This window comes from Actinophytocola sp. (assembly GCF_035762905.1).
Lineage (GTDB): Bacteria > Actinomycetota > Actinomycetes > Mycobacteriales > Pseudonocardiaceae > DASYTH01.
This window is the reverse complement of the sequence record NZ_DASUCC010000127.1, coordinates 14617-26989: the sequence shown is the minus strand read 5'-3', so window position 1 is coordinate 26989 and position 12373 is coordinate 14617. Positions and strand designations below refer to the sequence as shown.

Sequence of the window (12373 nt, the reverse complement as noted above, 5' to 3'; positions counted from 1 at the left end):
GTCGGCCGCACCCGTGGTGATCTCCACCTGGTCAGCTAATGTTTCCCAGGTCTCGTAGTCCATTCAGAACTCCTTTCCGTGACCGAAAAGATCAGCTGAAACGGTAGCAGCGGAGGACGACCCCGAACAAGCGCCGATTCACGTGGAATTGTTTCCATCAGGAAACCCGACTGGTGACCTCTTCCAAAAAGTGGGCGACCTCGGCGTCGTCGGTCCAGTAATGCGGAGCAACCCTTACCTGACCGTCCGGCAGGGACACCTGCACTCCATTTGCGGCCAACTCTTGAACCAAATGGACACTGTCCACGGCCGGATGGACGAAACTCACAATGCCGGACCAGTTGTCCACACCGGCCGGCACTGAAATGGTGCAACCGATATCCACCAGACCGGCGCGCAGCCATTGCGTCAAACGGTGGACCCGGTCGGCCACTGCGGCGACCCCGACCGTTTCCAGCTCGGCAAGCGCGGCGGCCAGACCGACCATCCCGAGCACGTCGAACATGCCGCCCTCGACCCGGGCCGCGGTCGGCACCGGCGCCAGGTCGTAGCTGAAGTGCCCGGCCCCCTTGGACAGCATGTCGTTCGCGCCCTGGAAGCCGAACCAACCGTTCGGCGTGCGCAGCTCGGCCAGCCGCGCGGCCCGGCAGAAGAACACGCCGGTGCCCATCGGACCGTTCAGCCACTTGTGCGCCCCGGCGGCGAGGAAGTCGACCGGCGCGGCGCGCACCGACAGCGGCAGCACACCAAGGCTCTGCACGGCGTCGACACAGACCAGCGCGCCGGCCCGGTGGGCGAGCTCGCACACGGCGGCCAGGTCGATCCGGAACCCGGTGGCGAAGTTGACGTGGCTCACCGCGACCAGCCGGGTGGCCGGCCCGATCGCCGCCTCGAGGTCCTCCAGCCGGTACCCGCCGGCCCGCATCGGCACCCAGACCAGCCGCACGCCGCGGTCGGCCAGCGCCCGCCACGGATGCACGTTGGCCGGGAAGTCCCGGTCGAACACCACCACCTCGTCACCGGGCCGCCAGGCCAGGCCGTCGGCCACCAGGTGAATGCCGGTTGAGGTGTTCGGGGTGAACGCCACCTCGTCCGGCGAGCACTCGAGCAGCCCCGCGACCAGGGCCCGGGCCTGGCGGCGGGCCGGGAAGACCCGGCCGATGGCCACGCTGCCGTGCGGCAGGACCTCGTCCAGCGCCGCCCGCATGGCCGCCCGGGCCGGCGCACGCAGCCGGCCGAGACCCGCGTGGTCGAGGTAGACGGTCACCGCTGACCCCCTCGGGCGATCCGGACGGCCGCCGCGCCGGCCACGACCAGCGGGACCCCGTGCAGCAGCAGCACCCACCCGGGCAGCAGCTCCGGGCTGAGCACAACGCTGGTGACCAGCAGACCGGCCATGAATCCTCCGTTCACCACGACCTGGGACAGCCCGAACACCGGGCCGCGGTCGTCGTCGGGCAGCCGCTGGACCGCCTGTTTGAAGGCGATCTCGCTGACCGCGTCGCCGATCCCGGCCAGCGCGGCCGCGGCCAGCCGCAACCACCAGACGTCCAGCCAGAAGATGCCGATGAAGCCGACCGACATGACCATCGTGGCCACGCAGAACACCACGCCGGGCGCTCGGCCGATGATCCGGGTGACCAGCGGGCGGAGCACGAAGCTGCCCAGCAGCAGGCCGGCCGCCCAGACGCTCCACAGCAGACCGGCCGGCACGGTCGGGGCGTCCGGGCGCAGCTCGCTGCCCAGGATGGGGATGCCGACGTGTTGCGACGAACTGCCGAACGCGTCCAGGCACCGCACCACCAGCAGCGGCACCAGCCCGGCGGCGACCACCACCGGCCAGACCACCGGGCGCCGGCCGGCCGGCCGGCGCTCGCCCGGTTCCCGGAACCGCAGCCGCACCACCAGCAGCACCGCCGCCGACAGCGCGTAGCTGGCCGCGTCGAGCAGGAACACGCCGCGGAACCCGAACAGCGGGACCACGATCGCGGACAGACCCATGCCGGCCATGAACGCGATGCCCTTCAGGCCGGCGAGCACGCTGTTCATCAGCTGGCTGCGCCCGCCGGCCAGCACCGGGGTGGCCGCGGACAGCGTGGCCTCGAACACCGACCGGCCGGTGCCGATCAGGAAGACCGCGACGTAGAGCCACCAACTCTGGGCCGGCGCGGGCAGTCCGGCCAGGGTCAGCAGCACGGCCATCCGCAGCAGGTCCGCGAAGATCATCATCGACCGGCGGTTCCACCGGTCGCCGTACCGGTGGCCGAGCCGCCCGCCGGCGATCGCGCCCGCGTAGAGCGCCACGCTCACCATTCCGGTGGCCAGCGTGGACCGGGTGCGCTCCCATACGAAGATCGACAGGCAGACGAAGTCCAGCGCGTAGCCGATGTCGGAGATGCCCTTGGCGCACAGCAGCAGCACGAGCGCCCGGTCCCGTCCGGGTGCCCGTCGCTCCCCCGCGGGTAACCCACGCACGCCGGTCACACCAAGATCTAAGCCGGGCCGGCCGGCGCGTTCAATCGGCCGGTTTGCCGCATCACCCGTGTACCGGCCGCCCGCTCACCGTCCCCCAGATGCTCCACCTCGCCGAAACCCTCGCCGCGCTGAACTGACCGGGGTGCACCAGGATGGAATGCTGACGTGGCGAGGATGGGTACGGGTGGTGAACGCTGTGCGGTTGTGGTTGCGGCATGAGGTTCGGGGGAGTGAGCGGCGGGCGGTGTTGGTGCCTGAGGATGCCGCGCGGTTGGTTCGGGGTGGGGTCGAGGTGGTGGTGGAGGACTCGGCGCAGCGGGTGTTCGGGATCGAGGAGTATGTGGCGGCTGGGTGTGCGGTGGCCGAGCCCGGGAGCTGGGTGGACGCACCGGGGGATTTCGTTGTGGTGGGGGTGAAGGAGCTGCCGGAGGAACCGGCGGCGTTGCGGCATCGGCACGTGTTCTTCGGGCACGCGTACAAGGGGCAGGCGGGGGCGGGGGCGCTGTTGCGGAGGTTCGCCAAGGGGGGTGGGGCGCTGCTGGATCTGGAGTATCTGACCGATGAGGCGGGGCGGCGGCTGGTGGCTTTCGGGTACTGGGCCGGGTATGTCGGGGCGGCGCTGGCTGTGCTGTGCAAGACCGGTGACCTGCCGGTTCCGTTGGTGCCGTCGACCAAGGAGGAGCTGGACCGGGCGTTGGGCGACACGGGTGGCTCGGCGGGCACGGCGCTGGTGATCGGGGCGCTCGGCCGGTGTGGGCGGGGTGCGGTGGCGGCGTTGACCGAGGCCGGGATCGAGCCGACCCGATGGGACCTGGCCGAGACGCGGGAACTGGACCGGGCGGCCCTGCTTGATCACGACCTGCTGGTCAACGCGGTGCTCACCGAGCACCCGGCCCCGCCGTTCCTCACCCCGGCCGATCTGACCGGTCCGCGCCGGCTGTCCGTGCTCGCCGACGTCACCTGCGACGTCGGCTCGCCGAACCACCTGCTGCCGGTATACGACCGGAACACCACCTGGACCGAACCGGTGCTGGCGCTGGATGTCGCGCCACCATTGGAGATCATCTCCATCGACAACCTGCCCGCCCTGCTCCCCCGGGAAGCCAGCGTGGGGTTCTCCGCCGACCTGCACCCACTGCTGGCGGCGCTGCCGGACGGTCACCCGGCCTGGCGGCGCTGCCTGGACCGGTTCCACGCCGCACTGGCCGAGCTCGACCGTGACGACAAGGAGCGCACCCATGCCTGAGACCACCGTGCACTGGCTGGGCACCGGCCTGTCCACCGGCAGCGGCCTGCGCGCCGTGGCCGACGCTGCCGCCCGCACCGTGCTGTGGGCCCGCTCCCCGGACAAGGCCGACGCACTGCTGCACCGCCTGGACCTGACCGGCCGGGTGGAGTCGCGCGCGCTGCCCCCGTCGCTCGACCCCCGGCCGCGGCCGGGCGACGTGGTCGTGTCGATGCTGCCGGCTTCCGAACATCCGGCCGTGCTTCGCCGCTGCCTGGACGCCGGGGCGCACTTCGCCTGTTCCAGCTACGACACCGAGCAGCTCGGCGAACTCGCGGACACCGCAGGCCGGGACGGCCTGGTGGTGCTCACCGAGTCCGGCGTGGACCCCGGCCTGGACCACGCCTTCGCCCACGACCTGATCGACCGCGCCCGTACCGCCCTCGGCGACGCCCCGGCCGCGATCACGTTCACCTCGTACTGCGGCGGCATTCCGGCCGTGGCCAACGACTTCCGCTACCGGTTCAGCTGGTCCCCGCTCGGTGTGCTCAACGCCCTGCGCCAACCCGCCCGCTACCTCGCCGACGGCGCCGAGCGGCTCGCCACCGAACCATGGGAGCACACCACCGAGTATTCGGTCGGAGGCGAGAAGTTCGAGGTCTACCCGAACCGGGACAGCGTGCCCTTCCTTGCCCAGTACGGCATTCCGGACGCCTGGCGACCGCACACGTTCGTCCGCGGCACGCTGCGGCTGCCCGGCTGGCACGCCGCTTGGCAGGACGTGTTCGCCGAGGTGCGCACCGGCGATCCGGGCCGGATCGCCGCCCTCGCCGAGGATCTGGCCGCCCGCTACCCGATGACCCCGACCGATCACGACCGGGTGGTGCTCACCGTCGCCCTCGACGTGCACACCGACGACGGCCGCACCTGGACCGGTGCGCACCACCTCGACCTCGCCGGCACCGCCACCGAGTCCGCCATGGCCCGCGCGGTGTCCCTACCGTTGGCCCACGGTGTCAACGAGATCCTCAGTGGACACACCGCACCCGGCCGCCACCACCTCGCCGACACCGGCCCGGAAGCCCGCCGCTGCCTGGAATTCCTGCACCAGCACGGCGTCCGCACCGAAGCCCGAACCCCCACCGGGGACCCCGCGCCCCAGCCGTGACCTCACCCGTGGCCATTCCCCCGCGTCGTACGGCGTTCGTGGGCACGCCAGGCGGACCGAAGCGTTTCCAGCTCAGCACCGGGAAACTCGTCGCCCCACGTGCCCCGGTATCCGCTCGTCCCGTATGTGTGCACCACGTCGTCGAAACAACGGATCACCGCCCGCGCCACCGTCCCGATGTCCTGCCGGGTGGACCAGATCACCTGCCCGGCACGATCCGGACCGTCCTGATCGGACAGTTGGAGCAGGCGCACCGACACCTGGTCGTCCTCGCGGTGGAAGTCCCACCGGACCACGGTCGGCTCGGCATGGAACTCGACCCGGATCTCGGTTTCGGTCAGCAGCAGCCGGGTGATCCCGACCAGCAACTCCTCCGGCGCCGTGGTGACGTAGGAGACGGTCAGCTCGACCTCCGACCGGTCGTCGCCGACGAAGCACTGCGCCCATCCCGGGCCGGTGAGCAGCCAGCGCAGCCGCAGGCCGGTCATGACCGGCTCCGGGACGTTTCGGGCCGGCGCCGGCCGAAGCCGGTGGCTACTTCGACGGCGTGGCCGACGCGCAGGGCGAGGCGGTCGGCCCGGGGAGCGGTGACGATCTGCAGGCCGACCGGGAGACCGGCGGGGGTGAAGCCGGCCGGGACGGACAGGGCCGGGCAGCCGGTGACGCTGATCAGGTACGCCGATCGCATCCACTCGAGGTAGTCGCTCATCGGCTGGCCGGCGATCTCGGTGGGATACTCCAGCTCGACCGGGAACGGGGCCACCTGGCTGACCGGGAGCACGAGCACGTCGTACCGGGTGAAGAACTCGCACACCCGCTCGTGCAGCGCGGCGTGCAGCACATGGGCCCGGCCCACCTCGGGGCCGGTCAGTCGACGACCAGCGGCGATGTTGTCGCGCAGGGTCGGCTTGAGCAGGTGTGGATGCCGGTCGAGCAGCTCGCCATGGGTCAGCTCGAACTGCCACGCGCGCAGGGTGCGGAACACCTCGTCGGCGCCGGAAAGATCGGGGCTGTCCGGCTCGACGCGGCAGCCGAGTCCGGTCAGGACGGTGGGCGTTGCGGCCAGCACCGCGGCGACCTCCGGATCGACCGGGATCATTCCGCCGAGGTCCGGCGTCCACGCCACGCGCAGCCCGGACAGGTCCGGATCCAGCGGCTCGGCGAACGGGGCACCGGGCGCCTCCAGCGCGATCGGGCTGCGCGGATCCGGCCCGGCGAGGACGGACAGCAGCAACGCCGCGTCGGCGACGGTGCGGGCCAGCGGGCCCTGCACGGTCATGGTCGACCACGGTGCGCGGCTCGGCCAGGACGGCACCCGGCCGGGCGAGGGCCGAAACCCGACCACGTTGCAGAACGACGCCGGGTTGCGCAGCGAGCCGCCCATGTCGCTGCCCTCGGCCAGCGCGCACATCCCCGCGGCCAGCGCCGCCGCCGCGCCGCCGCTGCTGCCGCCGGCCGACCGGTCCGGCGCGTACGGGTTGCGGGTCGCCCCGAACACCGGGTTGAACGTGTGCGACCCGGCACCGAACTCGGGCACGTTCGACTTGCCGATGCTGATCGCCCCGGCGGCCCGGAGCCGGGCCACCACCAGCTCGTCGCGGTCCGGCACATGGTCGGCGAACACCGGCGAGCCGTAGGTGGTGCGGACCCCTTCGGTGTCGTGCGTGTCCTTGTGCACCACGACGATCCCGTGCAACGGCCCGACCTCCGCACCGCCGGCCAGCCGCTCGTCGGCCGCCCGGGCCTGCGCGAGGGCCCGCTCCGCGGTGAGCGTCACGATCGCGTTCACCGGCGGGTTGGCCCGCTCCACCTGATCCAGATGAGCCGCAACGACCTCCCGCGCCGACAGCGCACGGCTGCGCACCAGGTGGGCCAGTTCGCCCGCGGTCCGGTAGACGACCTCCACCGGACAAACATTAGAGGGCACGGGCAACCGCCGACGAGATCGCGACAGGGGCGCCTGATCGCGGCCCTACCGGCCGGGCAGGGCTTCCTGCAGCTTCGTCCTGGCGCCCTGGGCGAGCAGGTGCCAGGCGTTGGGGTCGCCCTTGAGCACGGCCTCGGCGGCGGCCTTGATCTGGTCGAAGGTGGCGTGCGGTGGGATCGGCGGCACCTCGGGATCGCAGTGCACGTCCAGCAGTGCCGGGCGATCCGCGTGCAGCGCCCGGTCCCAGGCCCCGGCGAGCTGGTCCGGGTCGTCCACGGTGATCGCCTCGAACCCGACCGCGCGGGCGATCTCGGCGTAGGAGATGTCCGGCAGGTTCTGGGACTGCTCGAACTTCGGGGCGCCGCCGAGCGCGCGCAGCTCCCAGGTGACCTGGTTGAGATCGTTGTTGTGCAGCACGCAGATCGCGATCCGCGGGTCGGCCCACAGGTGGTGGTACTTGGCGATGGTGATCAGCTCGGTCAGGCCGTTCATCTGCATGGCGCCGTCGCCGACCAGCGCGACCACCGGTCGGTCCGGGTGGGCGAACTTCGCGCCGATGGCGTAGGGCACCCCGGATCCCATGGTGGCCAGGGTGCCGGACAGCGAGCCGCGCATGGTGCCGCGCATCTTCAGGTCGCGGGCGTACCAGTTGGCCGCCGAGCCGGCGTCCGCGGTGACGATCGCGTCGTCCGGAACGCGTTCGGACAGCTCCCACACGATCCGCATCGGGTTGACCGGTTTCGCCGACAGCATGGCTTGCCGCTCCACGGTTTCCCACCACCGGGCGACGTTGCGCTCCACCTTCTCGCGCCAACCGCGGTCGGTTGCCGGGCGAAGCTTGGGCAGCAACGCGGCCAGCGTTGCCTTCGCATCGCCGACCAGGGCGACCTCCACGGGGTAGCGCAGGCCGATCAGGCTGGCGTCGAGGTCGATCTGCACGGCCCGGGCCTGGCCGAACTCGGGCAGGAACTGCGAGTAGGGGAAGTTGGATCCGACGATCAGCAGCGTGTCGCAGTCGCGCATCAGCTCGTAGCTGGGCCGGGTGCCGAGCAGACCGATCGATCCGGTCACCCATGGCAGCTCGTCGGACAGCACATCCTTGCCCAGCAACGCTTTCGCCGCACCGGCACCGGTGATCTCGGCTACCCGCGGTAGTTCGGCCGCGGCGCCGCGCGCGCCCTGCCCGACCAGCATGGCCACCCGGCTGCCGGCGTTGAGCACCTCGGCGGCCCGCTCGATCTCGGCCGCCGCGGGCAGCACGGTGCTGGCCGGGACGCTCGGCGGGCTGGACGGCACGTTCTTGAACTCGTGTCGCGGCGGGGTGTACTTCTCCTCCTGCAGATCCGCCGGAATGATCACGGCGGTCGGCGCGCGCCGGGCCAGCGCGGTGCGGATCGCCCGGTCGATCGCGTTCGGCAGCTGCTCGGCCACGTTGACCTCGACCAGGTAGTCGCTGGCCACGTCCTTGAACAGGGTCTGCAGATCCACCTCCTGCTGGTAGGCCCCGCCCATCGCGCTGCGCGCGGTCTGGCCCACGATCGCCACCACCGGCACGTGGTCCAGCTTGGCGTCGTAGAGGCCGTTGAGCAGATGGATCGCGCCCGGGCCGGACGTGGCCAGGCACACCCCGACCCGGCCGCTGAACTTGGCGTACCCCACCGCGGCGAGGGCGGCCATCTCCTCGTGCCGGGCCTGCACGAACTTGGGCCGGTCGTCCGCCCGGCCGAACGCGGTGAGGATCCCGTTGATCCCATCACCCGGATAGGCGAACACCTGCTCCACATCCCAGTCCCGCAGGCGCCGCACCACGTGGTCGCCAACCGTCTCAGCCACAGCGGTTCATCCCCTTTCCCGGTGTCCGGTCGGACTACCCGCGCCGCCACGACCCGCACATAACGATTAGGTAACGGCGCTCGGTGCTACCCTGCCGCGCGAGGTGATGTTGCGATGGGCGATCAGGCCGAACCGACCCTGCGCCCGATCGCCGGACCCGCCGAGCTCGACCTGTTCTGCCGGTTTCCCTATGCCCTCAACGAAGAACTCGCCGACGATCTCGCCGCCGGCCGGCGCCGGCCGGAATGGCTGTGGGTCGCCCTGCGCGGCGATCACCTGCTGGCCAGAGCGGCCTGGTGGGGCCGGGCCGGCGCGGACGTTCCGTCCCGTCTGGACATCTTCGACATCGACGACACCGCCGCCGCCCGGCTGCGCGTCGGTGAACGACTTCTGCGCACCGCGCTGGCGGCCATCCTCCCCGGCACGGCGCCGCGACCCGAGTACGGCCGGTACGTCCCACCCGACTGGCGGGCGAATCCGGCCGGCAAACGCGCGGTCGAGGACCGGATGAGGGTTCTTGAGCGGACCGGCGCCCGGTTGTTCGTGGAACGACTGCGACTGGAATGGCGCCCGGACGCACCACTTCCGCGGCCGAGCGGCCGGCTGGAGTTCCGGTCCATTCGCGACTCCGACGAACTGCTGGCGTTGCTGGCGCAGGCGCTGGACGCAACGCTGGACGCCCACAGCCGACACGACCTGGCCGTGCTGTCCGTCCGGGAAGCGGCGATCCGGCACTACGACGACGAACTCGCGCGCTACACCAGCCCGCGGGACTGGTGGCGGGTCGCCACCCTGCTCGACGGAGCGCCGGTCGGCTTCGTGATCCCCGCGCGCAACGACTACAACCCGATCATCGCCTACCTCGCGGTACTCCCGGCCCACCGCGGCAACGGCTACGTCGACGACATCCTCGCCGAGGGCACCCGAATCCTTGCCGCACAACACGTTCCACGGATCCGCGCCGCGACCGACCTCGGCAACATCCCCATGGCCGAAGCCTTCCAGCGCGCCGGCTACGTCAACTTCGAACGCGAGATCATCATGACCTGGAGCTGTCAGAGATAGTCGAACACCGGGGGGAAGATCAGGACCACGATCCAGGCCCACCCGGCGAACACCGGAAGATAGGTGGTTTGCCAGCGTTCCAGGGTGGCGAACGGGGTGGTGCGGCGGAGCAGACCGAGCAGCAGCCAGGCCGACCAGGCGAGGTTCGCCAGCAGGATCACGTTCTCGCCCAGGGCGGCCGCCTTGTTCGGCGTGGTGCCGAACTCGGTGATCCGCCCGACGATCTCCAGCAGCACCAGCACGTCGATGGCCAGGGCGCTGACCACGAGGGCGAGCTGAAGCTTGTCGAAGAGTGCGGGCGGGGCCAACGGGTCGCGGGCCGAGATGGTGTAGAGCAACAATCCCAGCACCACGACCAGCAGCAGGTCGAACAGGATCAACGCGTCCCGCTCGACGTCGATACCGTCGCTGGTGACCCCCACGGCGACCAGGAAAGCCAGCAGGGCCGCAGCGAACAGCGGGGTGAACAGTCGGGTCAGCACCGGGGCGATGTTCTCCACCACGCTCTGTTTCGCCTCGACCAGCCACCCGGCCACCACCACCGCGGCCGCCGCTCCGCACGGAATGAGCCACTGCACGACGAAGTCTTCCGGCGAGACCCCGATCGCCTCGAACGTCCCCAGCGTGAAGGCGACCAGTACCCCGCCGCCGAGCGCGATGAGGACGTAGTAGACGAACCATTCCCCGGTGAACCGGATGAAGTCCATCCGCCGGCGCGGCGCGCGCAACTCATCGGCCACATAGGCCAGACCGACCACGAACCACAACGCGATTGGCAGATGGATACTGGTCAACACCAACGACTGCGACTCATCGCCGAGCGAGTAGACGTTGGCTCCCACGGCACCCAGCACGAACAACGCCACCAGCACGCCGATCAGCGCCTTGCTGGCCTGCCGGCGCCAGGCCAGAAACCCGGCCAGCCAGGGCAGCGCGAACAGGCTGAAGTTGGTCGCATAGAACGCGCCGTCCTCGTCGAAGCCGAGACCGAACAGGGCCGGCACCTTGACCGACACCGCCGCCCCCGCCGCGGCGCCGACCATGACGAGCAGATCCCGCCGCGACCGCCGCTCCGCGACCGGACCGTCCTCAGGTTGGCCGGTCAGCACCAGCTGTTTCCACAGCCGCTCCGAATGCTCCCTGGCGAACTCACGGGACAGCTCGTCCAGGCTGCCCATGCGCTTGACCGCGACCAGAAACGCCTCATCGGCGTGCAGCCCGGCGGCGAGCAGCTCCGCGACCGAACCCCGCAGATGATCCTCGAGTTCCTCGGCATCGGAGCCGTGCAGCTGCGGGCGGCGCTGCACGTACTGCCGCCACTGCGCGAACTGCGCCTCCAGCTCGTCCTGACGGTCGGTCATGCGAAGCTCCCCACCGGAATCGTGATCATCGGGCGGGCGTCGCCACGCCAGATCTGCTTGAGTGCGCCAACAACCGTGTCCCACTGCCGGCGTTGCTCGGCCAGCTCGGCCACGCCGCTGCGAGTGATCCGGTAGTACTTGCGGCGCCGCTCCCCCGCCACCGCCTGCCAACTCGACTCCACATAGCCCAACCGCTCCAACCGGTGCAGCAACGGATAGAGCAACCCCTCGGTCCAGTCCAACTCGCCCCCGGACAGCTCGTTGATCCGCCGCAGGATGGCGTAGCCGTAGCTGTCCCCTCCGGCCAGGATGCCTAACACCATCGGCGTCGCCGATGCGGCCACGAGATCCTTGGTGACCTTCACCCGACCTCCACGTATGTCCGATACCCCTAGCAGCACGATGCATAGTAGAGCTAGGTAATATTGGACGCAACGCCGGGGTCGGTCAGCGCGGTGACCAGGTCACTTCCGCCATGCCGGCCACCGTGTCCGCCGGCGGGCGGCGGACAGGCGGGGCGGCGCCCCAGTCGGCGAACACCGTCGTGGTGTGGTGCTGCTGGCGGTCCTCGCCGACCGACGACTGCTCGGCCCGGGTCACCCGGTCCGCGTCGTCGGTCCACACGGTCAGCGTCACCTCGCTGCTGGCCGAGGTGGCCGGGTTGGACTCCTCCGCCCGGCCGGCGGCGAGCACATAACGGTCGCCGGTGGCCGCCACCAGCCGCAGCGTGTCCCGGTCCAGGTCGCCGAACAGCGCGCTGGGGTGAAAGTCGTTGCTGTCCATGCTGATCTGGCGGGTCAGGTCCCAGACCCAGGGCACCTGGGTGTCCCGGTCGAGCCGGACGAACGACTTGCCCACCGGCAGCCGCAACCGGGTGTGCTCGACGTAGGTCTCCCGGGTGTCGTCGAAGTCCACCACGTGGTAGCCGGACCGGCCGTACTTCGACTCATGCCGCATCGTGACGTCGGAATCCTTGGTGGTGCCGAGGAATCCGCTCGTGGCCAGGTGCAACACACCCGACCAGGTGGTGTGCCACGGGTCACGTCCCTCGGCCCGGGTGTCCACCTCGAACCGCACCGATCCCTGGTGCGCCATCGCGTCCCGCCACCGGTCCAGCAGTTCGACCGGATCGGCGGCCGCGGCCGGCGCACCACCGCCGCATCCGGTCAGCAGCAGCAACAACACGGGAAGCAGTCGGCGAAGCACCGCGCCAGTGTTGCCCATCGCCGGATCGCGCGGCGTGCTTTCGGCGAAGATCGACGGGTGGCTTGTGGCCGGGTTCCGTCCATTCGACGGCATTCTGTCCAGTGTGGAACCTC

Annotated in this window: 11 protein-coding genes; 3 read left to right on the top strand and 8 right to left on the bottom strand. The window is 70.8% G+C overall.

Features of this window, described 5'->3' with window-relative positions; all coding sequences use genetic code 11:
• Nucleotides 1-157: 157 nt before the first annotated feature.
• Both VFV67_RS26825 and VFV67_RS26820 read right to left on the bottom strand, forming a co-directional pair.
• On the bottom strand, nt 158-1267 hold the full coding sequence (locus VFV67_RS26825) for an aminotransferase class V-fold PLP-dependent enzyme (protein WP_326473432.1): 1110 nt from the start codon (nt 1265-1267) through the stop codon (nt 158-160).
• Nucleotides 1264-2484 (bottom strand): MFS transporter, encoded by a 1221-nt coding sequence (locus VFV67_RS26820; RefSeq protein WP_326473431.1) that lies wholly within the window; start codon nt 2482-2484, stop codon nt 1264-1266. Before VFV67_RS26820 ends, VFV67_RS26825 begins: the two co-directional genes overlap by 4 nt.
• Before the next feature lie 148 nt (nt 2485-2632).
• Between VFV67_RS26820 and VFV67_RS26815 the strand changes: the two genes are divergently transcribed.
• Both VFV67_RS26815 and VFV67_RS26810 read left to right on the top strand, forming a co-directional pair.
• Nucleotides 2633-3721 (top strand): saccharopine dehydrogenase, encoded by a 1089-nt coding sequence (locus tag VFV67_RS26815; RefSeq protein WP_326473430.1) that lies wholly within the window; start codon nt 2633-2635, stop codon nt 3719-3721.
• The gene (locus VFV67_RS26810; protein WP_326473429.1) at nt 3714-4868 is read left to right on the top strand and encodes a saccharopine dehydrogenase family protein; all 1155 of its coding nucleotides are present in this window, start codon (nt 3714-3716) and stop codon (nt 4866-4868) included. Before VFV67_RS26815 ends, VFV67_RS26810 begins: the two co-directional genes overlap by 8 nt.
• 2 nt (nt 4869-4870) lie before the next feature.
• Here VFV67_RS26810 and VFV67_RS26805 read toward each other — a convergent pair whose 3' ends face one another.
• From VFV67_RS26805 to VFV67_RS26795, 3 genes are all read right to left on the bottom strand, one after another.
• On the bottom strand, nt 4871-5356 hold the full coding sequence (locus tag VFV67_RS26805) for a hypothetical protein (protein WP_326473428.1): 486 nt from the start codon (nt 5354-5356) through the stop codon (nt 4871-4873).
• On the bottom strand, nt 5353-6774 hold the full coding sequence (locus VFV67_RS26800) for an amidase (protein ID WP_326473427.1): 1422 nt from the start codon (nt 6772-6774) through the stop codon (nt 5353-5355). The genes VFV67_RS26805 and VFV67_RS26800 overlap by 4 nt, the downstream gene beginning before the upstream one ends.
• Before the next feature lie 66 nt (nt 6775-6840).
• Entirely contained in the window at nt 6841-8628 is a 1788-nt protein-coding gene (locus VFV67_RS26795; protein ID WP_326473426.1) for a thiamine pyrophosphate-requiring protein, read from the bottom strand.
• Between the two features lie 114 nt (nt 8629-8742).
• Here VFV67_RS26795 and VFV67_RS26790 point away from each other — a divergent pair, with 114 nt between their 5' ends.
• On the top strand, nt 8743-9693 hold the full coding sequence (locus tag VFV67_RS26790; RefSeq protein ID WP_326473425.1) for a GNAT family N-acetyltransferase: 951 nt from the start codon (nt 8743-8745) through the stop codon (nt 9691-9693).
• Here the strand turns inward: VFV67_RS26790 and VFV67_RS26785 are convergent.
• From VFV67_RS26785 to VFV67_RS26775, 3 genes are all read right to left on the bottom strand, one after another.
• Nucleotides 9684-11054 carry a permease prefix domain 1-containing protein gene (locus VFV67_RS26785; protein ID WP_326473424.1) on the bottom strand — a complete coding sequence of 457 codons (1371 nt, stop codon included), beginning with the start codon at nt 11052-11054 and terminating at the stop codon, nt 9684-9686. The genes VFV67_RS26790 and VFV67_RS26785 overlap by 10 nt on opposite strands.
• Nucleotides 11051-11419 (bottom strand): PadR family transcriptional regulator, encoded by a 369-nt coding sequence (locus tag VFV67_RS26780; RefSeq protein ID WP_326473423.1) that lies wholly within the window; start codon nt 11417-11419, stop codon nt 11051-11053. The genes VFV67_RS26785 and VFV67_RS26780 overlap by 4 nt, the downstream gene beginning before the upstream one ends.
• A gap of 82 nt (nt 11420-11501) precedes the next feature.
• Nucleotides 11502-12353 carry a hypothetical protein gene (locus tag VFV67_RS26775; protein WP_326473422.1) on the bottom strand — a complete coding sequence of 284 codons (852 nt, stop codon included), beginning with the start codon at nt 12351-12353 and terminating at the stop codon, nt 11502-11504.
• Between the last annotated feature and the right edge of the window lie 20 nt (nt 12354-12373).